Here is a 21867-nt window from a genome sequence, read left to right on the forward strand (position 1 = left end):
CCAGGCTTTTTTTAATAGTTGAGCATTTTTTGCAATATGTACTGGCATTCTCCCTTGGCAGGGTAATCACCAATTCTTCCGATGATCTGGAATCCAAGCTTCTGATAAAATAAAGGCGCCTGATAACTCATGGTTTCGAGCAGAACCATATCACATTGATTTGCACGTGCTTCCTGTTCAATGCGGTTGATCAGCATACTGCCCACACCTTTGATACGAAATTCTTTGCTTACGCCAAGCAAACTGACGTGCAGCGCGTTCCAATGAAATTCAGCAGCCGCACCACCGATCACATTGCCTTGATCATCATACATCGCAAAACTAATCGGCCTGATTTTTCGATCTGCAAAAGCAGGTCTTTTCTCTTCCGTATTCAATTGGAGCTGATGATCGACCCAATTTTTTATTTCATCATAATCTGCTTGCTTTATTTCCATGCCTAAAACCCCTTCCAAGCAACAAATCAAAACTTAAACGCGCCTGAGGCGTAGTAATAAATTAAAGTAGCGACCACATCAATCGCACAGACAACCGCAATGATGGTCACAACTTTACTTTTCTTTTGCTTTCCCTTGCCTGCCTTTATATCTTTATTTTCCATTCATTTTCCCTCCGACATCGACCATATTTCTATAGTTTATCACAAAGTTTTCAGTACCGCCTGATGAAACCGGCATCTATGAAATAAACCTTAAATTTTTCAGTCCCATTTCAAAAAGTTAACTTTTCCATGAGAATTTATTGATTAGATGGGTATAGTACAGATGAAGTCTCATTCAATTTTTAAATACATACTAGGGAGCGATTTTTTGGATACTCCATTGGGCGACAGCGGAAACTCTATTCTCTTCCAACTTATTCTTATTGCCATTTTAACATTAGTCAACGCCTTTTTTGCGGCGGCTGAAATCGCATTTGTTTCACTAAATAAGAAACATATCGCTCACCAAGCGGATCAAGGTGATCGAAAAGCCATGATCCTAGAAAAATTGATCGCTGACCCGGGCAAATTTTTGGCAACAATTCAAGTTGGTATAACATTCGCCAACCTGTTTTCCAGCGCCTCGGCTGCGACGGGTCTTGCTAACCGCTTCGCCGATATCTTGCCGGTACCTTATGCCCGAGAAGTTTCGATCGCGATCATTACGATCCTGCTTTCCTATGTCACGCTCGTTTTTGGCGAATTATTTCCGAAAAGGATTGCACTGCAAAACACAGAAAAAATCGCCCGTTTTTCCGCATCTCCAATTCTTTTTATTAGTAAATTTGCTAAACCCTTTGTCAAGCTGCTCTCGTTTTCCACAAATATATTGGCAAAGCTGACACGCATTGAACGAAATCATACGAGCGAGATTACCTCGCGCGAAGAAATTCAATTATTGACTCAGACCGGCGAAGATGACGGCTCGATAAATCCGGATGAACTTGGCATGATCCGGGGTGTTTTTGAACTTGATGTCAAAAAAGCGCGTGAAATTATGACACCTAGAACTGAAACTTTTGTGATCAGTGTAGACACACCATCTGATGCGCTTGCTCAGATGCTTTTGAGCGAAAATTATTCCCGTATTCCGGTGTATCAAACCGATAGTGACACGATCGTTGGCGTCTTGAACATGAAGGATTATTTTAAAGCCGCAAGCGACGTCGGGTTCGATCACGTCGATCTCACATCACTATTGCGCGAACCTTTATTTGTCCCGGAAAACAAATATATCGACGATTTGCTTCATGAAATGCAAAAAACACATAACCATTTGGCAATCTTAATTGATGAGTATGGCGGCTTCTCCGGTATTGTCAGCATGGAAGATCTCATCGAAGAGATTGTCGGTGAAATTGATGACGAACATGATGAAGAGGAACGAAAAATCACTCGAATTGATGACCGCACGTACCTCATCAGCGGTTTGCTAGAGATTGATGAATTCAATGAATACTTTGGAACGTCTATTCAAGGCGCGGATATAGACACAGTTGCCGGATTTATTTTGAATCAGATCGGATCCATTCCCGAAGAGAACGAGCAAGTCATCGTTTCTCATGAAAATATGGTTTTTAAAGTGGCCTCTGTTAAAGACAACCGGATTGAGAAAATTCACGTTACGATTCAAGAACACGATCATAATTGAATCATAAAATTTTTAATAAATGATAAGAGCCCCATAAAGAAGCTCTTATCATTTTGTATTCTCAAACTCAAAAAACTGCTCAGTCCATGTTTCCGCCTCAACGACGCAGTTCCGTAATGCTTCAGCAAGTTCCGCAATTTCCCATTGTGCACCATGACCATGCCTGCGTTTTTTATAAAAATCGAGCAAAGCACGAAGATTGGCTGTCATCACAATATTTGTTACCGTGGCATTTGGCAACAATGATCGGCTGTCTTCAGGCGGAATCCCCTGTTCTCGCAGCGTATCGTAATTCTCTTGTAACTGCTTCATCGTTGATTCAAAAACAGCCAACGTATCACCGCCCGCTCGCTTCACCGACTCCGGCACAACATAATGGAATCCACCAGATTTATCATTGCTTCCAAGCCTTGTATATCTTTGGCTTTCTACAGAAAAAGAGAAGCCGATTCGATGTCTGGTCAGCTGGGCAAGTAGCGCGCGGCTGACATTCTGGATGGAGAATGTGAAAGATAAATGCTCCATTGTACTGAGATGACCGCTATGTATAATTTGCCGAAACAACCGCTCGGCATCTGTGCCGCTTTTTCCGTCTGTTGCCTTCTTGCCAAAATACTTTTTGTATTCTTTCATAAATATTTCACTTGGATATGTTGAAGAATAACAATTTCTGATTGCGGTCAACGCAACCACTTGTCCATCGGACGGCTCACTAGTTAATTGTGCTAATTCATTTTTAATCCTATCTCTGAATGCTGAACTTAATTGTGTGTGCGCAAGTAATTGTACTTCCAATTGGTTACCTCCATTATGCCGTTTAATTCATTAGTATTAATGATTGTTCTCCATTTTATTGATCAGTGTGCCTAACTGATCAGGGATCATATGCACCTCTGTCGTTATTGACGGTGCATGATAGCTTTCATCGATGCATTCACGCCAATAAGCAAGATGTTTCTTATCAATTTCCATGCTTGACTCTTCTACCTGTGCGCCATTATCTCCCTGAACTGAATACCAATAGAGATATTCCTCGTCTTGATTTTTCTCTCTGAAAATTGTTTCAATATACATTTTCTCATTTTCTAAGGTTAAGAGTACTTCAGGCATATGTTCATTAAGCATGTTCATCCATTGATCAACCTGCTTTGTCTTGCCTTTCTTTACACGAAATTTGCTGAGTTCTATTTGCATGACAGCCTCCGTGATTTATTTGTCATATCGCTTTAACCAAGTCCTCAAATCGTCATACATTTGATCGGTAAATTCATGATTTACATGTTCGTAGACTTCTAAGTCAATTTCCGAATCAGGTTGCCCGTTCATATACTTATAGTAGTCCTTCTCTCCATCGATAGAAACAATCTGATCATGATCCCCGTACATTAGCAATTGCGGGGCAGCGTTAATAATGGATTGATACCTTGGATCATATCGATAAAATACATCGACCTGTTCTTGTGCCAAAGGTTACCTTCCATCCTGCTCTCGAAAAATAGATTCCGACAACAAAAATGACCCTGAACCGTTAACGATAATTAAGCCGTCAAAACCGCTCAGTCGAGCAAAAATTTCTGCAGCAATAAAACCGCCCATAGAACTTCCGATCAATACATGCTTGTGCGAATCATTATTAAATCGTTCATAAAAGTTTGCTGCCTCATCGATACTACAGAAGATTGTTTTCCAAAAATACTCTTTAGTTATTCTAGAATTAAAGTGATTGCCGATGTTCTGCCTGCTGTCATGATAAATGATTTCGGGCAGGATCACTTCATATCCTTGTTCAGCAAGCGTTCTTGCTTTTAAATCAAAGTCACTTATTGTTGTTCCCCAGCCATGATAGATACATAGAGTGACATTTTTCGATTTTGATGGCATGTACTTAGTGAATTTAAAGGGATCTGAATTGATTTTTTCTATAGTACATGCGCAGTTTATTGTCATCTATTCATACGACCGTCCTTTCAAAAATGCTCTGTAAATGAGCCTAAAGATATTTTATATCAGTAAATAAATAAGAAATGCGATTACAGTCACAATGGCAAAACCTGTGGTTTTTCAATACTTGTAATAGAGCGCCTCGCCGATTCCATAAATCATAAACAGAAACATTGAAATGACAATCGGTGCCTTCACGTAAGTATGAAGGAAATATGAGCTTAATGAAACGATTGCAAACACAAGCCCAAAGGCACCCATCACGACTACTTTTACTCTTATATTACGATCCGGTAAATGAGGAGGCAATTCTCCATGTTGTTTTCTCGCTAAAGTGAGTCCATTACGTTTCACTAAATAAGAACCATTTAACGAAAGCTCAGTTAAGCCCAATACCAATAAAAAAGCTCTTAAAATTTCCTCAGCTAATGTCATCTGTTTGCCGCCTCATCTAAATTTTGAATGACTCTTTGTAATGCTTGAATGAGCTGTACTTGTTCTTCTTTAGTGAATCCCACTAAAACATTTCTTGATGTGCGGTGAGCCAGTTTTTCAATTTGCTTCACCATTATTTTTGATTGTTCTGTCAGACTAATCCTATTGGCGCGACTGTCCTTCACACTTAAACGCTTAACTACCAAATCTTTTTTACTTTATCTAGCAACAATGAAACCAACGGTTGCCTTGTCACTTTTCAACTTATCTGCGATTTCGGTCTGCGTGAGCTCTCCCCATGAATCAAGCAGCTTCAGCACTGCCCACTGTGCCGTCGTTATGTCAAAGTCAATGAGTTGTTTCTCCATGTCATGTTTGATTAGTCGCGCACTTGTATTCAGCAAATAGCCAAGTATCTTTTCAATATCCATAAGAAACACTCCCAAAAAATAGTATGTATACACGTTATATGTATACATACTATTTAACGCAAGTTCAATCTGTTTCATCAAATAAAATTCATCACATTTACGTATAAAAGTATAAAGATTTAGAAGAATTTGTAAGTACACTAGGTCTTCGCCTTCGTCAGAGGCTTGGTAAAGCCAAGTTTTCTAACAAGATAAAAACGTTTAACATTCGGCCTGTCGATACAACGATAAGGTCATACAATTCAGTTGGGGGATCAGGTAAGTACTAAATCAAGAAATAGACGGAAAAATTCCGCTTAATTCGAAAATGAATAGAAAAATTGCTTAAATAGGCGGAGAAATTCCCCTTATCGAATGGAAAAACGTGAAAATGGAGGGCTTTTCTTTAAATAAGCGGAAAAACTACCCTTATTTACCCGTGAAACAAGGATCATGATGCAAATAAGCGGAAGATCTCCGCTTATTTTATGTGCGGCAAGGGGCAACAATCACATCCTGAGAAAGTAAGAACCGGGCGCTTTTTGCCCGGTTTTTCTTATCCATTCCGCAGGTCTTAATTAGATGCACTCAGACTTTTAATCAAATAAGGATGTAAGGTTTCCCCATTAGACTCATTACTGCTAAACCCATGTTTGTCCAATACTTTTCTTCTTTCCCTATCGCTTACCAAGCATTGAACGATCATCTGTTTTAAACCGAAGCCCTCAAAAAAGCTTTGTGTTACTTTGAGTATATCGTCAAAGATTTGTTCTAGTGCATATTCGGAAATAACATCAATTCTCAGAACGCCGTTTTGAACCCCTTGCTCAAATAAATGAGTCGGATTATCGACGAACGTCCCCGGATTTTTATTGATAACGCGTTTTATATAGTCCGTAGTGTTGGGAATAGACGCGATCTCAATCGTACCAATCACTCGATTTTCGTCTTTCGTTTCGACCATCCATCGAAAATAGCGATTCTCTTCCCATGCCTGTTTCCATTCCTCAATACACCGTGCCATTGCGTCTTTATTTTTGAATTGAAAAATCGTCTCACAATTATGATCATCAATGTATTTTTGAAGGTAGTGATCGGTGTAACAGGAGTAGAGTTCATCCTTCCATTGCTCACTTATTGGAACAAATCGTAAAAACGATCCTGAATACGTTTGCTTTGCAATGTTCATCTTTTCGTTCATCATCATCTCTCCCTATTCGTTTCTTTTATTATAGAATGATAATAGTGACAACAATATGGCACCTTTATTATTTATAATTAATTGAATTAGCATGAGGGAGCGTGCAAAATGAAAACAGATCGTCTTCTAGGCATTGTCATTTACCTGATGAATCACCAACAGACTACCGCTCATGAGTTAGCTAAAAAATTCGAAGTCTCGATTCGTACCATTAAACGTGACATGGAGACGATTAATCTAGCGGGTATCCCCATCCGCTCTGTTTTGGGAGCACATGGCGGATACAGCATTGAACCGCGATTTACCCTAAACAAACAGTTTGTTAAAAGGCAGGAATACATGACCATTATTACTGCACTTATGGGCTTGCAGTCGTCCTTTCACAGTAAGAACTTCTAAGTGTTGCTCGACAAATATAAGAATCTAGTCGGGAATTCAAAGAGCAACAGCATCTTTCTTGACTACAGCGCGGCGCAGGAAAGCTCTAACGTTCAGCAGAGCCTTGAAATTTTGGACAATGCCATCCACCAGCACCGTCATATACTAGTATCCTATCGAAACGCACAGCAGGATACCTCGCAAAGAAAAGTGCAGCCGCTTGCTTTAACTTATCAATGGTACGCCTGGTATCTTTTTGCCTATTGCGAGCACGCAAATGATTATCGGCTGTTTAAAATCACGCGTATAAAAAAGGCCACCATGCTTGATAGCCAATTTCAGAAACATATAAATATAGAGGCGCTTATGAAAAAGCATAATCATTTTTATTCAGAGAGCAGCGTTGACATTGCACTCCTGATCCAGGATAAAGATCGTGATCTGTTCGAAGAATTTTTTCCAAAGGGGACGTTCGAACCCATAGATGAAAAGAAATGGATCATGCATATTCGTTTGCCTGAATATGAACAGATGTGGAAAGCGAAGTTGATCGCATTAGGCGATCGTGTAAAAGTGCTGAAACCCGAATCCTTGAGAAAAGAATTAGTCTCTGCTGCGCGCACGTTTATTGAAAATAATGAAGCAGCTTCTTTTTCGCAATCAAAAACCTCCCCTGAATAATCATCAAGGAAGGTTTGAGCATCATACATGGTTTATTGTGCTTGCCCGCAGTTTAAGCAAGTAAGCAATAATTTCACGTCTTCGAATCATTCCGATAAATACACCGCTATCATCAACGATCGGAACAAAGTTCTGTGTTAAGGATGTTGCCATAATGTCTTCAATTTCAACATCAATTGAAATCGCTTTGATGTCCCTGTATCGCGGCACATCCTTCAATGCGATGTTTTCAGTATCTCTGAAATCTAGATCTTCATTTTTTTTCAGATTCCACAGAATATCGCCTTCAGTTAAGGTACCAACATAAATGCCCTGCTTATTCAAGATTGGAATGGCCGAATAGCGATAGTGCTCCATCTTCTCCAATGCCTGCCTGATTGTCCAATGCTCATAGACAAATTTCACTTCACTTTTCGGCGTGATTAAAAATGCAGCGTTCATTCTTGATCCGCTCCTTATTCATTAACAACCTTATCCTCTAATTGTTCGTTGTAATCGTTTACTCTATGTCCATTGCAATGGATGATTAACTATAGAGACAATTTGCCACTATGTGACTGTTTAATTCGTTTCTTTATTCCATCGTCTAATTTTTAGATCACCGGGCAGTAACACTGAAAGCAATCCGAAAAGTGGAAAAAGGCTGCACAAAATCATGACAAATCGGATACTGAACAGATCTGCAAGGTTGCCAAACAATACGGCACCGATAGCGCCCATGCCAAAAGCGAAGCCAATTGTTAACCCGGAGACCATACCGAGTCGTCCCGGCATTAATTCTTGGGCGTAGATGACGGTAACACTAAAGCTCGATGTAATGATTAAGCCGATCAATAAAAATACCGGTGCAATCAAATAAAGCGGCAAATAAGGCAGCATCAAGGTCAAAGGCGCCGCACCAACGAATGATCCGAGAATAACGGTTTTTTTACCGAACCGATCAGCCAGCGGGCCACCTAGAAACGTGCCGACCACACCGGATACCATGAAAATAAAAATAAATAGTTGTGCAACTGGAATCGAAAGCCCATAATCATGAATCAAATAAAACTGATAAAAGTTTGAGATACATGTCGAGTACCATGAACGTGCAAAGATGATAAAAATGAGCAGTACCATTGCCGTAACGACCCTTTTATGTACAAAAATCTCGCGTTTATTCCGTTTTATTTGTTGGGCATGCTTGTCACGCGGAGTTCGAATCGTCTGATGTTTTTTATACCAAAGTGAGACAAAGAATAAGACGATCATGCCGATAAATGCAAAGCTCGAAAAGGATAAAACACCTTTCTGTCCAAATGGCAGAAAAATCAGCGCGGTCAGCACGGGTGCCATCGATTGGCCAAAATTGCCTCCAACCTGATAAATGGATTGGGCAAGTCCTCGCTTTGATCCGGCGGCCATATGTGCCACACGCGAACCCTCAGGATGAAAAATTGATGATCCGATGCCAATAAAGAAGACGGCGAAGAGCGCCCATGCATAGCTGGGCGCCAGCCCAAAAATAATTAAACCAACCAAGCTGGTTAAAATCCCAATTGGCAGTAAAAACGGTTTGGATTTAATATCTGCATAGTAACCAAAAAAAGGTTGAATAACCGAAGCAGTCATATTAGCAACAAAAGCAATCCAGCCAATTTGCCCGTAATTCAAATTTAACGTTTGTTCAAGGATCGGATTCATCGCCGGAATCACAGCTTGAATCGAATCATTAAAAAAATGACCACATCCGATGGCGAATAGTACGCCATAAAAAGTGCGTTGAGCATTGATTTGTTGTTTCTTTGCTTTTTCCATTAAATTTCTCTACTCTCTCTTGTTGTTTTAATCAAAATAGTTCAGAAATTACGAAAACAAAATAATTATACAAAACCTTTAAGTAAATTAATAGTTAATTGTTCAAATTCCGATCACAATCACTGGAGATGTTTGTCGTGATTTCACATATGAAATCGCGGACAATTTTCTTTTCCCCATTCGGCCATTAATTCAAGAATAGGGATCAAACTTTTTCCCCGCTCATTTAATTGATATTCCACCTTTGGCGGGACCTGAGCATAGTCTATCCGTTCAATCAAATCATCACTGTGCAACTCTTTTAAAACTTGACTTAACATTTTATGAGTTATGGAAGGAAGCTCTTTTTTGATTTCACCATAACGCATGACCCTATTTTTAAATAGCTTATAGAGTATAAGCCATTTCCATCTTCCCCCTGCAACGGACAGTGTGTATGAGATGGAACAATTTCCTTCATCTATAGACCATTTCTTCATCTTTACTTTCCTTTCATATAGTATCCTACTTTAAAGTACATACTGTCTTTTATTACTACCAATATATACACTTAGTAACGAAACCACAAGGATAAATGTTACTTAATTAATTTCACATTGGGGGATTGACTGCAATTGAAAAGCATGTGGAAAGTATACGTTCTAGCGCTTATCAGTTTTCTCATTGGTACATCACAATTTGCTACATCCGGATTTCTTGATCAGATCGCTTCGTCAATGGGAATTACTGTTTCGAAGGCCGGGCAATTCACAACCGTCTATGCCTTAACCTATGCCATAGCTACACCGTTGCTCATATCGCTTACAGCAAAAATGGATCAACGTAAACTCACACTTTATTCGCTAGGTATTTTTATCGTTGGCAATTTGCTATCTTATTTTTCCACTAGTTTTGTATTGTTTACTAGTTCACGAATTATCTGTGCCATAGGGGCAGGAGTGGTTATTGTCACCGCACTCACTATTGAAGCAAAAATTGCACCTGTCGGAAAGCAGGCGAGTTCCATCGCTACCGTTACAATTGGCTTTACCTTGGCGCTTATTATTGGTGTGCCTTTTGGTCGATTACTGTCCTCTGCCTTTGGGTGGAGAAGCGTTTTCTTAGATATTTCCTTATTTGGTGTTATCGCAACAATTATTATCATTGCTGTGATACCCAAAGTGCAAGGAGAAGAACCGATTCCGCTCATTAAACAGCTGGCTTTATTAAAAAATCCAAAAGTGCTGCTTGGGCTGTTCATTACGCTTTTCTGGTTAAGCGGCTATGCACTGGTGTATATTTATATCTCTCCCTATTTATTAAAAGGACTAGGCTTATCTGAAGATTTACTGAGCCCTGCATTGCTCGTATTTGGTGTTGCATGTTTCGTTGGTTCAGAAGCTGGCGGTTACTGTGCAGATAAATATGGAATTACCGGCACACTACTTGTCAGCATGAGTCTAGATATTAGTTCACTTATCTTTCTTTCATTATCTGCATATCACTCAATCATCATATTTGTTTTCCTTTTTCTTTGGTCAGCCTCTGTATGGAGTATCCAGCCTGCACAGCTCTTGAATCTAGCTACACTTGTACCCGCCCAGTCAGGCATTATGCTTAGTTTGAACCAATCGATTAGTCAGATTTCGATGGCCATTGGAGCTGCTCTAGGTGGAGCTATGATAAACACGTTTCCCCTAGTTTCTTTATCATGGTTTGGAAATATCGGAGTAATTATCGCTTTGTCTCTCGTCTGGCGGCTACACCGATTGAAAACGATTAAAGGAAAGCAAAATAATTCTTCCGCAATTTAACTTTGAAATTTATTTGAAATAAATAAGAAACGGCTTGGATCTATTCTTCTGATTCCAAGCCGTTTCTTTCTGAGTTGATCAAATTTAAATGAAATAATATTGTCAACAATTGATATTGATAATCATTTACATTACTACTAAACTAAACTTATCATTAGTAGAAAACACAAGGAGGAATGCTATTTGAGTGAGTTAGCGCAATCGAACATTCAAAATACAAGATTATACATAGTACAAAAAAACAAAGGGTTAATACTAACGCTGCTTTGTCTCGTTTCTATTTTGCTCGCGTGGCTATTTGGGACTGTTCAACTCGTTTTTCTTGAAATTCTTTTCTATAGTTTAGCGTATCTTTCCGGTGGTTTTCAACAGGCTTATGATGGGTTAAAGACATTAATCTTTGAAAAAGATCTCGATGTTGACCTATTAATGGTTGTCGCCGCAATTGGTGCGGCGTGCATCGGCTATTGGATGGATGGCGCCATTCTGATTTTTATCTTCTCGCTCAGCAATACGCTTGAAGGATTCACCATGGAGAAAACCAATAAGGATATCACATCAATTATGAATCTCCGCCCCGAAAAGGCAACTCTTATCGTTGAGAATAAAGAACAAACGGTCAGCGTCAGTCAATTACATAAGGGCGATCTCATTCTTGTAAGACCGGGAGAACGGATTCCTGCTGACGGCGTCATCGTTGAAGGAGCGTCTGCCATTGATCAATCATCGATAACGGGTGAATCAATACCTGTTGATAAAACAATTAATGATGATGTATTTGCGGGAACGATGAATCGTCAAGGCGCTTTAGAAATCAGTGTTTCAAAGTTGGCGAATGATACTATCCTCTCCAAGATCATTCACCTCGTTCAGGAAGCGGAAAGTGAACTGCCGCCGAGCCAAATTTTTGTGGAGAAGTTTGAACGTATTTATGCCAGAATTGTCGTTTGCGGCGCACTTTTGTTAATGGTTCTCCCGCCTTTCCTGCTTGGCTGGAGTTGGGACAATACCATTTATCGAGCCATGATTTTTCTTGTGGTTGCTTCACCCTGTGCGCTGGTCGCCTCCATTATGCCCGCTTTTCTATCCGCAATATCGAACGCTGCTCGTCAGGGTCTGCTCTTTAAAGGCGGCATCCATTTGGAAAATCTAAGCCGCGTCACTACGGTCGCTTTTGACAAGACGGGTACATTGACAGAAGGAAAACCGAAAGTGACAGATGTCATTCCTTTTAATCGTTACTCAAATGATGAATTAATTTCGTTGGCAGGTTCACTCGAGAAACTATCGGAACACCCTATTTCAAAAGCCATCGTTCAATTTGCAGAACAGAAAAAGTGTCCGCTGAGTCCGGCAGCTGATTTTCAATCGACCATGGGCATGGGTGTCTCAGGCAAAGTCAACGGTATTGCCTGTGTGATTGGGAAAATGGACTTTATCCATTCAAACCTGAATGCATCACAGCAAACAGCTGTTGATCAACTTGAAAACCAAGGAAAAACGGTTATCTTTGTTGAAGCCGATCAGCAGTTGATCGGCATATTTGCTATACAAGATACGCTTCGCGGCAATGCAAAGGAAACCGTTGCTCAACTTAAGAAAGCGGGTATCAAAACCGTCATGCTTACCGGTGACAATCATTCCTCAGCTTCGGCGATTGCACGACAGGCTGGCGTCGATCATGTCTATGATCAATTACTGCCGGAGGATAAAGTAACTATTATTAAGAAACTGACGGAACAATACGGACATGTGGCGATGATCGGCGACGGTGTTAACGATGCTCCGGCACTGGCAACGGCCACGGTTGGGATCGCCATGGGCTGCGCCGGGTCAGATGTCGCTTTAGAGACGGCTAATGTTGTCCTGATGGGCGATGATCTCTCAAAGATTCCAAAAGCTGTACAATTAGGAAAACGAACAAGCAGAGTCATTAAGCAAAATGTAACCTTTGCTATTGCAGTTATTCTTGTTCTGATTACGATAAACTTCATTGGTGACATCAATTTACCTTCCGGCGTGATCAGTCACGAAAGCAGTACGATATTGGTCATTTTAAGCGGGTTAAGGCTGCTCCGCTAAATATCTTTCAAGCTAAAGGAATCAAGATCCTCTTATGCGCACATGCATGAGAGGATCTTGATTTTTCTGTTGCTTTTTCCATTTAATTAGTCTATTATCTAATTAGACATTAATCAAATTAGGAGGCGGGCTTGATGCAGCTGACTCGCATCGTTGAATTTCACAAAGTTCTTGCCGATCTGACGCGTATCCGAATCATTGCTTTATTAAAACAGGGCCCGCTTCATGGTCAGGCCATTGCCGGAAAACTCTCTTTGACGCCGCCGACAATCACACACCACATGAGCAAGCTTCGTGAAGTCGGATTAATCAATGAACGCCGCGATAGAAATACCATTTACTTTTCGCTAAATGAAGATGTACTGGAAAGCTGTGCAGCCGCTATCCTATCAATAGGGAATGGAGAGGGAAACATGGATATGTTTGTAACAGAATCTGAACGCGCCGCCATTCTGAACAACTTTATCACTGCTGATGGTAAGCTGAAAACGATTCCTGCACAAAGAAAAAAGCGATTAGTTGTTCTTTCACACCTTGTAAAAGGACTCGAATTCGGAAAAATCTACTCCGAAAAGGAAATCAGTGATTATTTAAGAAGCTACCATCCGGACTATGCGACACTTCGCAGAGAACTGATTATACACCAGTTCATGTATCGCAAGGACGGGCAATATGAATTGAACCCACCTGAACTTTGGAGCCTGCACTGATCTTTTTCATCCCGTCTATGATTACGGTATCAACACTTTTCGGAAGCTCATTCAGTAAAACAGTCCATAATTCTTTAGCCCGATTGATCTGATCGGGCATTTTGATTGCTGCTATGATTTCATTGACCGAAATCTGCCACTTTGGAGCGACAACTATGATTAGCCACTCTATTTTAGGTAGTCCTCTCTCAAAATACCGTAGTAAATACGATCATCATATTCATTTTCATTACTTCACCGAACCTTTGCCCAGTGTACATCCAAGGATTGCCGCCGTGTTGGCAATCACGCCGATCGGCAATTCATGGTCAATCACCATCACACATTTCTTTGCTGAATCATTCATGCTATTCCCTCCCACTCTTGTACCCACTTATATTATCTTGAGGTAGACAAACAGGATAGGAAAAAATTGAGTTATAGGTGTTCACTTAGATTCAAAGAGACCTGTGGCCTTTGTGATTTTAATAAATCCACCGTTTTTCTCTTTTTCATGATTCAGAAAGCCGAGAAATTGTTCGCGTTTCTTACCGGACAGTGCTTTATTGGCATTTGTTCCTGATGAACAAATGTAATCACAGATCGCCTGCACATCATCGATTAAGAGATCGCCTGGAAAACGAGTTAGTTTTACGTGCTTAAAATAATGATTCAATTGCTCGGCGCCGTTTTCCAAACCAAAGGCATCCGCCTGAACATTGGTCAGATCAAAACCAAAAGTGGGATCAAATCGTGTCAATAAGTCATTAAACCCACCCATGTGCTCTTTTCCGATCGTTGAAGAGTAAAAAATACCTCCCGGTTTTAGCACGCGACGTACTTCTTTGAGCGCTCGCTCTCGGTCGGGAACATGATAGAGCATGTGGTTAGCGATAACTACGTCAAAATAATGATCGTCAAATGGAATCTGTTGAATATCAACGATTTGATACGTAACGTTTGGCAAGTTTCCAATTCTTCTCTGAGCATCCGCTAACATTCCTGATGAAAAATCAGATAGAGTGATCGCACAGCCTTTCGGAAAACGTTCTCCGTTCTTTTTCCAAAATGTCCCGTCTCCGCAGCCGAGTTCAAGAATTTTACTTTCGGGCTTAACGTCGTAATGATCAAACAGCCACATATGCCAATCTTCCTTATTCGTGCTGAAACGCTCATGGATTTTGATCCGGATATTTAGATTTGATGAATCCTGGTATTGCTCGTTTAACTCTGTCATAAGGGCACAGCTCCTAAAGTATCGTTTCTTGTATTCTATCACTGACTAAATTCCATGCAATTCTGGATTTTTTCAATTCGATTATATATTGGTAATAATTACAACCAACTTTTAAATAGATTGCAAAACTTTTTTCATACCTCATGCGTTAAACTAGATATATGGCTAATTACTTTACTTGAAAAGTTATACTATGCATGAACATTAAACTGAACGTACATAGCACTCGCCTACTAATCAGCATCTTGATTCAGAACAACTATTTGGAGGGCGAGCTCAATTGAACGATAAACAAAAACGCCGCTATATGGGCGGTTTGGATGGTCTCCGAGCACTTTCGGTTTTAGCTGTTATCGCTTATCATATGAATTTTCCATGGGCAGGCGGCGGATTCCTCGGGGTCGGGATTTTCTTTGTGCTGTCCGGATACTTGATCACAGATCTATTAATTCAGGAATGGAATGATACGCATACAATCAATTTAATAAACTTTTGGACTAGGAGAGCGAAAAGGCTGCTGCCTGCCATGATCTCTGTCGTCATTGTTGTCATCTGCTATGTCCTCGTTTTTCACCGATCCTTACTTCAGGAAACATGGATGGATGCTCGAGCGGCACTTTTTTACTTCAGTAATTGGTGGTCCATTTTTCATCAGCAATCTTATTTTGACAGTTTCGCAAATCCATCACTTTTGAAGCATTTCTGGTCGCTCGCAGTTGAGGAACAGTTCTATCTCATCTGGCCTTTGCTCGTGCTGCTCGTATTACGCTTAAGTAAAAGTGTTAAATTGCTCTATGTCATGACACTACTTCTTGCAGCCACATCAATTATTGGCATGGGATTGCTTTACCAAACGGGGACTGACCCGAGCCGTGTCTACTATGGCACTGATACGCGGGCATTCGCACTGCTCTTCGGCGCAATTCTCGCCTGCATTTGGCCAAGTCAACATCTTTCTGCAAAAGGTAACAAAGCTGTTGGTATCTTTTTAGACAGTGTTGGTACCTTAGCGTTGATCTTTCTGCTCTTGTGTCTCAGTTACGTCAACCAATTCGAGGAATTTCTATACAGTGGCGGTTTAGCACTTTTTTCATTAGTGGCTGTCGTGCTCATCTCAGCGCTCGCTCATCCGTCTACCCTGCTTGGCAAATGGTTAGGCATCAAACCATTGCGCTGGATCGGCGCGCGCTCCTACGGGATGTATTTATGGCATTATCCGATCATTCAGCTTACAACACCAGCCGCACAAGCCAATGAGATTCAACCGCTGCGCATCGCTATCCAGCTCACTCTCATAGTTGTGGTATCTGCACTCTCTTATCACTTCATAGAGGATCCGATTCGCCGTTCCGCAAAGGATTTCGGACGATTGCCGATCAGAAAAGTAACGCTCGGACTCTGTGCCTTGATTCTTATTTTTTCCGGGACATCCGTTCTTGCACAACAAATATCCACGAGCCCGCTTGCTTCTGAAAAACCATCTCATAAAGCAATTAACCATGGATCAAATGAGAATAAACCCAAGTCAATTTCAAAGAAAAAGATAACGGCTGCAAGTGGCATGAAAGGATCAGTGGTTTCCAAACATCCAACCCATGAGAAGAACAAGACAAAAAATAAGCCGCGCGACAAAAAGAAACAGCAAACGATAAAGGCGCAAGAAAAAAAGCAACCGCAAAAAACAAATACGCCAACAGCGAAACAAAAGACGGCTCAGGCAGCCTCCCCGATTACGGATCAGCAAGTGACCGCGATTGGCGATTCAGTCATGCTTGGCGCTGAGCCTTATCTAAAAAAATCGATCGTACATCTGGTCATTGATTGTAAACTGGGCAGACAATTCAGCGAAGCATTCACGACACTAAACCATTTGAATCAGCAAGGCAAGTTGAATCACTATGTAGTGATCGAGCTTGGAACGAACGGACCGTTTACAACTGAGCAGATGGACGAATTGATCGCGTTGATTGGCAAGCAAAGAAAAATAATTCTTGTCAACACGCGCGTACCCCGTCCATGGGAGGCAACTGTGAACAAAGTCATTCAAAAAACAGACGAAGCATATGGCAATGTAGTTTCTGTTGACTGGCATCGTGCAAGCGAGGGTCAACGTTCTTATGTTGGTAACGACGGCGTTCATTTGTCGGTCTCCGGCGCAGAAAAATATACGGAGCTGATTGTGCAAGCGATCCACTCGTTGAAATAAATGAGCCTTCAGTCCGTTTTAATTCGCAGATCATTCGCCTAATTCAATGACCAGATTTCTCAATGCGGGTATGGCACGTTCCATGTCCTTCATTGACGCGTAGGCATACGACAGGCGCAAATAGTGACGCGCCCTGCGATCATACAAAACACCTGGATTTAGGAGAATGCCCTGTTTGCGTGCACGATCAAATAATACACGCGGGTCGATAGTCGGGACCAGCTTCAGCCAAATATAAAAGCCGCCGGAAGGTTTGCGCCACTCAGCAAGATCTTTAAAATAGGTCGACAGAAGATCCAATAAGTAATCGCGTTTTTCTCTTAGCCGACTTCGAACAAAAGAAGCGTGGCGCTCATACATGCCCGTTCGCAAACATTCTTTTGCTGCCCATTGTGATAAAGAACTTGATCCGTAATCGCTTTGCATCTTAATATCAGCTAGTCGGTCAATCACAGGCCTAGCGCCTACCACCCAGCCGATCCGCAGTCCTGGGCTTAATGTCTTCGACAGGCTGCCTATATAGAGCACATTGCCAGAGTGATCCATACTTTTTAATGGTGGCGGAGGGGGCGCGTCGATCCATAGATCATGATATACATCGTCTTCGATCAGCGGTAGACGCTCCTTATTACAAACGTCAAGAACAGCTTTTCTGCGTAGTAAATCCATCAGAGTGCCGGTAGGATTGTGAAAAGATGGAATGGTATAAACAATGGCCTTGCCTGCCTCTTTCTTCACAGCAGTCAATTGATCAGGAATGAGTCCCTTTGAATCCATTGGCAACCCGATGAAACGCATCCCGGACGATTGGAAAACATGTACTGAATAAAGATATGAAGGTTTCTCAAGTAATATAGTCGAACCCCGATCGAGCAATCCGATTGATATAAGCTGCAAAGCTTGAAGCGCCCCGGAAACGACAAGTATTGAATCAGGATCAGCTTTGATGCCATGACGTTTCAGGTATCTCGAAATCTCTTCCCGAAGCCTTAGATTTCCTTTTGGCTCAGAGTACCCCAATGATATGACTTGGGACGGCATCCCTGAAAAGAGTCTGGTCAAATCATCATTTGGTATTAATTCCGGACCCAACTCTCCCGTTCCTAAGCGAATAATGTCCGGTATAAATTCTGCTTCATTGATTGTATGAATCATCGGAAGATTAGGCTTGAATTGTCCTGACTCAACATGGGCACCCCAATCCGCAGGCACTCGATTAGCCATGATTCCCCATGTATTATTGATTACTTTTGTGCCGCCACCATGATGTCCGGCAATCAGTCCTTGGGCTGTAAGCTCTTCAAAAGCGGCCGTTACTGTGCTTCGATTGACCTGAAGCTGCTCGGCCAATAGCCGCTGTGAAGGAATACGCGAACCGACCGCCCATTCCCCTTTAGTTATCTTTGTTACTATGTATTCCTCTACTTGTCGCCTAAGCGGAAGAGATGAGGCGCGATTCATTTCCATGGGTGTCCCCTTCTTTAAACCCCGTTCCATTAATTAAATGTAATTATAGCATGTAGTTCAGCATGCAGTGGACCAGATAGAGAGTTGCTGCTTTTCATTTGGTTGGTGTGCCATTTGCTGTTTGGCTGGTGACTCAGACCAGCTTTTGTTTAACAATAGAAAGGTGATTTCATACAGGAGGTGTATCATGATAGCAGCAGCAATCCATGGATTTCTTTTATCATTTAGTCTTATTTTGCCACTTGGCGCACAAAATGTATTTATTTTTAATCAAGGCGCGCATTCAAAGCATCTTTCAGGAGTACTGGCGGCAATTCTAGCAGCATCACTTTCTGATACATTCCTTATATGCTTGGCTGTTGGCGGAGTTTCCGTGTTGCTCTTGACTTTTCCATGGCTAGTCACCTCTCTACTCATTGCAGGTATTCTTTTTCTCGCATTCATTGGATGGACAATCTGGAATGACTCCTCTGCACAAAAAAGCCAAAAAACGGAGCAGCTTTCAGCAAAACAACAGGTGCTCTTTGCACTGTCTGTTTCTCTACTCAATCCACATGCGATTCTTGATACAATTGGCGTGATCGGAACAAATGCGGCCCATTACCAAGGCGTCAATCAATGGCTTTTCGCCCTTGCCTGCATCTCTGTTTCATGGGTTTGGTTTTTCGGACTGGCATTCGCAGGCAATCTGACCGGAAAAGCAGCAAATAAAGGTCCACTCATGCAGCTCATTAATAAAATTTCCGCGCTGATGATCTGGGGTGTGGCAATTTATCTATGCTGGAAACTCGTAAACTCGTAATCTCAAAGCCACTGAAATTATGGGTTGACTTCAAATAGGTTGTAGTATATGATCTATATAATTTAAAATTGCTCATCAAACCAACGACGTGGAGATCAAGACAAAACGTGCACTTGCAGAGAGCCGGTGGTGCTGAAAATCCGGTAGAACGCAGCTTGTTAAATGGACCACTGAGGGCGCAGCTTAACGAAACGTGTTTCCAGTATGCTGCGACGTGTTGATATACGTTAGTTATCGGGAGTATGCTTGTACTCTGCTAAGATGGAACTCATTGATCAGCATTAAAAGCTGTTCCAATGTTTCCAAATTAAGGTGGCACCGCGGAAATCAAACCGTCCTTGACAATATTTTTGTCGAGGACGGTTTTTTGCATTGGAGGAACGATTGCATGAAACAATGGCAAAAATGAAAAAACGAGTCATTTAAAATGATGAGGAAATCTTGAAAAAAAGAGGAATGTCCATGCTATCCGATTGGTTACAAGCAAGTGCCATTTTACCGCAAGCTGATTTGACCACTAGCGAGGCAGCAATACAAGTAAGCGGACATTTATTAGTTCGAAATGATTATGCAGATAAGTCATATGTCACTGCAATGCTCGAAAACTACTCCAAGAACGGGAATTATATCGTCATTGCGCCGGGTATAGCGATTCCCCATGCCGCACCCGGATCCATGGTTCACCATCAAGGACTGAGTCTCGTAACGTTGAAACATCCACTTAATTTTGGTCACCCGCTTAATGATCCCGTCTGTCTCGTATTTGGCTTTTGTGCACCCGATCATGAAGGCCATCTAGATATGTTAATGGACTTAGCAGCCCTATTAGAGCAGCCGCAATACGTAACACGGATTCAAAATGCTGCGACAAAGGAAGAAATTTTACAAATTATATCAGAGTGAATTTAATTAGGAGGAGAAAAACATGTTAAAAATTGCAACTGTATGCGGTGCCGGGGTAGGCAGCAGCATGATGTTAAAGGTGTTCGCGCAACAAATTCTTGATCAGAAAGGTGTCGAAGCTGAAGTGACAGCAACAGACATTAGTTCTGTAGATCCTCATGCCTACGATGCTCTGATTACCGCTTCTGCATTTGCCGATTTACTTGATCCTACAGCAACACGAATCATTCGAATTGATAACATGCTGGATAAGATATATCTCAAGCAACAGCTGGAAATTGTCGTCGCCGATATTGCGGGAAGTGATCATAACTCATGAATTTTTTCATGTATTTAATCAATTATATCTTCAATCAGGCGGTATTCGTCATTGGTATTGTGATCATTATCGGCACAATAGTTCAGAAGAAAAGTTGGAACCAGATCATCTCGAGTACCTTTAAAGGAATGATTGGTTTTCTAATGATCACCACCGGAGCTCAATCCTTAGGAATGGCTTTGCTCCCGCTTCAGCCCATGCTGGCTAAAATTTTTCATTTTCGTATTACGGTGCCAGACATTGCGAATGTGCAGATGCATAGCATGGTCGGGATTGGCACGGAAATGGCATTGATCTTTACCTTTGGCTTTGCCATGAATATTTTACTCGCACGATTCACGCGATTTAAATATGTGCATTTATCGGCACATGTGTCCTTTTTTTATGCCGGACTAATCACAGCACTATTAAAATTCGGGACACAATTGCCAACGGTCCCTTTAGTTATTATTGGCTCGGTTCTTCTCGGTTGTTATATGACATTTACTTGCGCCTATATCGCCCCATTAATGAAAAATGTCAAAGGCGGAGAAGGATTTACGCTTGCACACTCAAGCTCAATTGGCATTCTTATTTCGGCACTGGTCGGCAAAATTGTTGGCCACGGTTCAAAAGATCTTGAGGAATTGAAACTGCCAAAAAGTTTGAATTTTCTTCGAGACATGACAACCGCATTAACTTTTGTTATGACCCTTATGTTTCTCGCCATCGCATTAATAGCAGGACCAAACTGGGTGATGTCTCATGCCAGCAACGGGCGTGACATCATTAGTTTCAGCTTGATGAACGGACTGCAATTTGGTTTATGGATCACCGTCATCATTACTGGGGTGCGAATGATGCTCTCGGAAATCATACCGGCCTTTCACGGCGTCGCCGAGAAAGTGATTCCAAACGCTACGCCCGGCCTGGATATTCCCCTTCTCTTTCCTTATTATCCAACCTCGGTGATTGTCGGTTTTATCATGAGCTTAACATCAGGTCTGATCGGAATGAGCATTCTTGGTTTCATTCATTATCCGGTTGTCGTTTTCCCAGCCTTGATCCCAACATTTTTCACCGGAGCAATTACAGCTATTTTTGGTAATTCAACCGGCGGACGACGCGGTGCCATCATCGGTTCATTACTCAATGGATTTATTTTAATCTTCGGGCAAGCATTACTACTGCCCATGATTGGAACCTATGCTCCGGTGATGCGCATTCTGAGCGAAACAGATTATTGCTTCTATGGGCCAATATTAGGCGCGCTATTAAAAATGCTGGGATTGATTTAACAATAGTCCCCATTAAAACTGATGCCATTTCTTTAAAACCCAACAATCATTTGATTGATTGGGTTTTTCTTAATGAATGCGAAAAAAATATTTCGGCTTAACCCAGTTATATGTAAG

Annotated in this window: 27 protein-coding genes; 11 read left to right on the forward strand and 16 right to left on the reverse strand. The window is 41.4% G+C overall.

Annotated elements, in window-relative coordinates:
- Positions 1 to 11: 11 nt before the first annotated feature.
- Positions 12 to 437: a GNAT family N-acetyltransferase gene (locus BM003_RS14255; protein ID WP_093674222.1), complete on the reverse strand. Its 426-nt coding sequence runs from the start codon at positions 435 to 437 to the stop codon at positions 12 to 14.
- Positions 438 to 463: 26 nt separating this feature from the next.
- Positions 464 to 601, reverse strand: a complete 138-nt coding sequence (locus tag BM003_RS17725) for a hypothetical protein (RefSeq protein ID WP_177184805.1) — start codon at positions 599 to 601, stop codon at positions 464 to 466.
- 208 nt (positions 602 to 809) lie between these two features.
- Between BM003_RS17725 and BM003_RS14260 the strand changes: the two genes are divergently transcribed.
- Positions 810 to 2132 carry a hemolysin family protein gene (locus BM003_RS14260; protein WP_093674224.1) on the forward strand — a complete coding sequence of 441 codons (1323 nt, stop codon included), beginning with the start codon at positions 810 to 812 and terminating at the stop codon, positions 2130 to 2132.
- 48 nt (positions 2133 to 2180) lie between these two features.
- Here the strand turns inward: BM003_RS14260 and thyX are convergent, their stop codons facing one another.
- The 8 genes from thyX to BM003_RS14300 form a co-directional block, all read right to left on the reverse strand.
- Entirely contained in the window at positions 2181 to 2927 is a 747-nt protein-coding gene (gene thyX / locus BM003_RS14265; RefSeq protein WP_093674226.1) for an FAD-dependent thymidylate synthase, read from the reverse strand.
- Positions 2928 to 2963: 36 nt separating this feature from the next.
- Complete coding sequence (locus BM003_RS14270; protein ID WP_093674228.1) at positions 2964 to 3326, reverse strand: DUF6176 family protein; 363 nt, start codon at positions 3324 to 3326, stop codon at positions 2964 to 2966.
- Between the two features lie 15 nt (positions 3327 to 3341).
- Positions 3342 to 3599 (reverse strand): alpha/beta fold hydrolase, encoded by a 258-nt coding sequence (locus tag BM003_RS14275; RefSeq protein ID WP_093674230.1) that lies wholly within the window; start codon positions 3597 to 3599, stop codon positions 3342 to 3344.
- 3 nt (positions 3600 to 3602) lie between these two features.
- The gene (locus BM003_RS14280) at positions 3603 to 4079 is read right to left on the reverse strand and encodes a dienelactone hydrolase family protein (protein WP_093674232.1); all 477 of its coding nucleotides are present in this window, start codon (positions 4077 to 4079) and stop codon (positions 3603 to 3605) included.
- Positions 4080 to 4193: 114 nt separating this feature from the next.
- On the reverse strand, positions 4194 to 4508 hold the full coding sequence (locus BM003_RS14285) for a hypothetical protein (protein WP_093674234.1): 315 nt from the start codon (positions 4506 to 4508) through the stop codon (positions 4194 to 4196).
- Complete coding sequence (locus BM003_RS14290; protein ID WP_093674236.1) at positions 4505 to 4714, reverse strand: helix-turn-helix domain-containing protein; 210 nt, start codon at positions 4712 to 4714, stop codon at positions 4505 to 4507. The genes BM003_RS14285 and BM003_RS14290 overlap by 4 nt, the downstream gene beginning before the upstream one ends.
- Positions 4715 to 4726: 12 nt before the next feature.
- Positions 4727 to 4939, reverse strand: coding sequence for a MarR family winged helix-turn-helix transcriptional regulator (locus tag BM003_RS14295; RefSeq protein ID WP_093674238.1), 213 nt, complete (start codon positions 4937 to 4939; stop codon positions 4727 to 4729).
- Positions 4940 to 5492: 553 nt separating this feature from the next.
- Positions 5493 to 6119, reverse strand: coding sequence for a GNAT family N-acetyltransferase (locus tag BM003_RS14300; RefSeq protein WP_093674240.1), 627 nt, complete (start codon positions 6117 to 6119; stop codon positions 5493 to 5495).
- A 108-nt stretch (positions 6120 to 6227) separates the two neighbouring features.
- Here BM003_RS14300 and BM003_RS14305 point away from each other — a divergent pair, with 108 nt between their 5' ends.
- Both BM003_RS14305 and BM003_RS14310 read left to right on the forward strand, forming a co-directional pair.
- Complete coding sequence (locus BM003_RS14305; protein ID WP_093674242.1) at positions 6228 to 6518, forward strand: helix-turn-helix transcriptional regulator; 291 nt, start codon at positions 6228 to 6230, stop codon at positions 6516 to 6518.
- On the forward strand, positions 6519 to 7178 hold the full coding sequence (locus BM003_RS14310) for a helix-turn-helix transcriptional regulator (RefSeq protein ID WP_093674244.1): 660 nt from the start codon (positions 6519 to 6521) through the stop codon (positions 7176 to 7178). It abuts the gene before it with no gap.
- Positions 7179 to 7199: 21 nt separating this feature from the next.
- Here BM003_RS14310 and BM003_RS14315 read toward each other — a convergent pair whose 3' ends face one another.
- The 3 genes from BM003_RS14315 to BM003_RS14325 form a co-directional block, all read right to left on the reverse strand.
- Complete coding sequence (locus tag BM003_RS14315; RefSeq protein WP_093674246.1) at positions 7200 to 7619, reverse strand: CBS domain-containing protein; 420 nt, start codon at positions 7617 to 7619, stop codon at positions 7200 to 7202.
- A 120-nt stretch (positions 7620 to 7739) separates the two neighbouring features.
- A complete protein-coding gene (locus BM003_RS14320; protein WP_093674248.1) occupies positions 7740 to 8975 on the reverse strand; it encodes an MFS transporter in 1236 nt (411 codons plus the stop codon).
- 143 nt (positions 8976 to 9118) lie between these two features.
- Positions 9119 to 9454: a winged helix-turn-helix transcriptional regulator gene (locus BM003_RS14325; RefSeq protein ID WP_093674250.1), complete on the reverse strand. Its 336-nt coding sequence runs from the start codon at positions 9452 to 9454 to the stop codon at positions 9119 to 9121.
- 135 nt (positions 9455 to 9589) lie between these two features.
- Here BM003_RS14325 and BM003_RS14330 point away from each other — a divergent pair, with 135 nt between their 5' ends.
- From BM003_RS14330 to BM003_RS14340, 3 genes are all read left to right on the forward strand, one after another.
- The gene (locus tag BM003_RS14330) at positions 9590 to 10768 is read left to right on the forward strand and encodes an MFS transporter (protein ID WP_093674252.1); all 1179 of its coding nucleotides are present in this window, start codon (positions 9590 to 9592) and stop codon (positions 10766 to 10768) included.
- Between the two features lie 183 nt (positions 10769 to 10951).
- Entirely contained in the window at positions 10952 to 12850 is a 1899-nt protein-coding gene (locus tag BM003_RS14335) for a heavy metal translocating P-type ATPase (protein ID WP_218143271.1), read from the forward strand.
- 134 nt (positions 12851 to 12984) lie between these two features.
- Complete coding sequence (locus tag BM003_RS14340) at positions 12985 to 13560, forward strand: DUF2087 domain-containing protein (RefSeq protein WP_093674254.1); 576 nt, start codon at positions 12985 to 12987, stop codon at positions 13558 to 13560.
- Positions 13561 to 13789: 229 nt separating this feature from the next.
- Here the strand turns inward: BM003_RS14340 and BM003_RS14345 are convergent, their stop codons facing one another.
- Positions 13790 to 13906, reverse strand: a complete 117-nt coding sequence (locus BM003_RS14345; protein WP_093674256.1) for a DUF2000 family protein — start codon at positions 13904 to 13906, stop codon at positions 13790 to 13792.
- An 81-nt stretch (positions 13907 to 13987) separates the two neighbouring features.
- Positions 13988 to 14776, reverse strand: a complete 789-nt coding sequence (locus BM003_RS14350; RefSeq protein ID WP_093674258.1) for a class I SAM-dependent methyltransferase — start codon at positions 14774 to 14776, stop codon at positions 13988 to 13990.
- Positions 14777 to 15056: 280 nt separating this feature from the next.
- Between BM003_RS14350 and BM003_RS14355 the strand changes: the two genes are divergently transcribed.
- Positions 15057 to 16982: an acyltransferase family protein gene (locus BM003_RS14355; protein WP_093674260.1), complete on the forward strand. Its 1926-nt coding sequence runs from the start codon at positions 15057 to 15059 to the stop codon at positions 16980 to 16982.
- Positions 16983 to 17012: 30 nt separating this feature from the next.
- Here BM003_RS14355 and BM003_RS14360 read toward each other — a convergent pair whose 3' ends face one another.
- Positions 17013 to 18449, reverse strand: coding sequence for an aminotransferase-like domain-containing protein (locus BM003_RS14360; protein WP_093674262.1), 1437 nt, complete (start codon positions 18447 to 18449; stop codon positions 17013 to 17015).
- A gap of 187 nt (positions 18450 to 18636) precedes the next feature.
- Here BM003_RS14360 and BM003_RS14365 point away from each other — a divergent pair, with 187 nt between their 5' ends.
- The 4 genes from BM003_RS14365 (at position 18637) to BM003_RS14380 (ending at position 21750) form a co-directional block, all read left to right on the forward strand.
- Positions 18637 to 19251, forward strand: a complete 615-nt coding sequence (locus BM003_RS14365; protein ID WP_093674264.1) for a LysE/ArgO family amino acid transporter — start codon at positions 18637 to 18639, stop codon at positions 19249 to 19251.
- Positions 19252 to 19713: 462 nt separating this feature from the next.
- Positions 19714 to 20154 (forward strand): PTS sugar transporter subunit IIA, encoded by a 441-nt coding sequence (locus tag BM003_RS14370; RefSeq protein ID WP_177184807.1) that lies wholly within the window; start codon positions 19714 to 19716, stop codon positions 20152 to 20154.
- Between the two features lie 22 nt (positions 20155 to 20176).
- Positions 20177 to 20473 carry a PTS sugar transporter subunit IIB gene (locus tag BM003_RS14375; RefSeq protein WP_093674268.1) on the forward strand — a complete coding sequence of 99 codons (297 nt, stop codon included), beginning with the start codon at positions 20177 to 20179 and terminating at the stop codon, positions 20471 to 20473.
- Entirely contained in the window at positions 20470 to 21750 is a 1281-nt protein-coding gene (locus BM003_RS14380) for a PTS ascorbate transporter subunit IIC (protein ID WP_093674270.1), read from the forward strand. Before BM003_RS14375 ends, BM003_RS14380 begins: the two co-directional genes overlap by 4 nt.
- Positions 21751 to 21867 lie beyond the last annotated feature (117 nt).

The organism is Sporolactobacillus nakayamae (genome assembly GCF_900113325.1).
In the GTDB taxonomy this organism is placed as follows: domain Bacteria; phylum Bacillota; class Bacilli; order Bacillales; family Sporolactobacillaceae; genus Sporolactobacillus; species Sporolactobacillus nakayamae.

Bases quoted from the DNA above. Each gene is read 5' to 3' on its own strand.
- BM003_RS14350 (WP_093674258.1), bottom strand. From the start codon at position 14,776: ATGACAGAGTTAAACGAGCAATACCAGGATTCATCAAATCTAAATATC.
- BM003_RS14370 (WP_177184807.1), top strand. From the start codon at position 19,714: ATGCTATCCGATTGGTTACAAGCAAGTGCCATTTTACCGCAAGCTGAT.
- BM003_RS17725 (WP_177184805.1), bottom strand. From the start codon at position 601: ATGGAAAATAAAGATATAAAGGCAGGCAAGGGAAAGCAAAAGAAAAGT.
- BM003_RS14315 (WP_093674246.1), bottom strand. From the start codon at position 7,619: ATGAACGCTGCATTTTTAATCACGCCGAAAAGTGAAGTGAAATTTGTC.
- BM003_RS14340 (WP_093674254.1), top strand. From the start codon at position 12,985: ATGCAGCTGACTCGCATCGTTGAATTTCACAAAGTTCTTGCCGATCTG.
- BM003_RS14280 (WP_093674232.1), bottom strand. From the start codon at position 4,079: ATGACAATAAACTGCGCATGTACTATAGAAAAAATCAATTCAGATCCC.
- BM003_RS14345 (WP_093674256.1), bottom strand. From the start codon at position 13,906: ATGAATGATTCAGCAAAGAAATGTGTGATGGTGATTGACCATGAATTG.
- BM003_RS14325 (WP_093674250.1), bottom strand. From the start codon at position 9,454: ATGAAGAAATGGTCTATAGATGAAGGAAATTGTTCCATCTCATACACA.
- BM003_RS14305 (WP_093674242.1), top strand. From the start codon at position 6,228: ATGAAAACAGATCGTCTTCTAGGCATTGTCATTTACCTGATGAATCAC.
- BM003_RS14360 (WP_093674262.1), bottom strand. From the start codon at position 18,449: ATGGAAATGAATCGCGCCTCATCTCTTCCGCTTAGGCGACAAGTAGAG.
- BM003_RS14320 (WP_093674248.1), bottom strand. From the start codon at position 8,975: ATGGAAAAAGCAAAGAAACAACAAATCAATGCTCAACGCACTTTTTAT.
- BM003_RS14295 (WP_093674238.1), bottom strand. From the start codon at position 4,939: ATGGATATTGAAAAGATACTTGGCTATTTGCTGAATACAAGTGCGCGA.
- BM003_RS14270 (WP_093674228.1), bottom strand. From the start codon at position 3,326: ATGCAAATAGAACTCAGCAAATTTCGTGTAAAGAAAGGCAAGACAAAG.
- BM003_RS14365 (WP_093674264.1), top strand. From the start codon at position 18,637: ATGATAGCAGCAGCAATCCATGGATTTCTTTTATCATTTAGTCTTATT.
- BM003_RS14300 (WP_093674240.1), bottom strand. From the start codon at position 6,119: ATGAACGAAAAGATGAACATTGCAAAGCAAACGTATTCAGGATCGTTT.
- BM003_RS14285 (WP_093674234.1), bottom strand. From the start codon at position 4,508: ATGACATTAGCTGAGGAAATTTTAAGAGCTTTTTTATTGGTATTGGGC.
- BM003_RS14255 (WP_093674222.1), bottom strand. From the start codon at position 437: ATGGAAATAAAGCAAGCAGATTATGATGAAATAAAAAATTGGGTCGAT.
- BM003_RS14380 (WP_093674270.1), top strand. From the start codon at position 20,470: ATGAATTTTTTCATGTATTTAATCAATTATATCTTCAATCAGGCGGTA.
- BM003_RS14375 (WP_093674268.1), top strand. From the start codon at position 20,177: ATGTTAAAAATTGCAACTGTATGCGGTGCCGGGGTAGGCAGCAGCATG.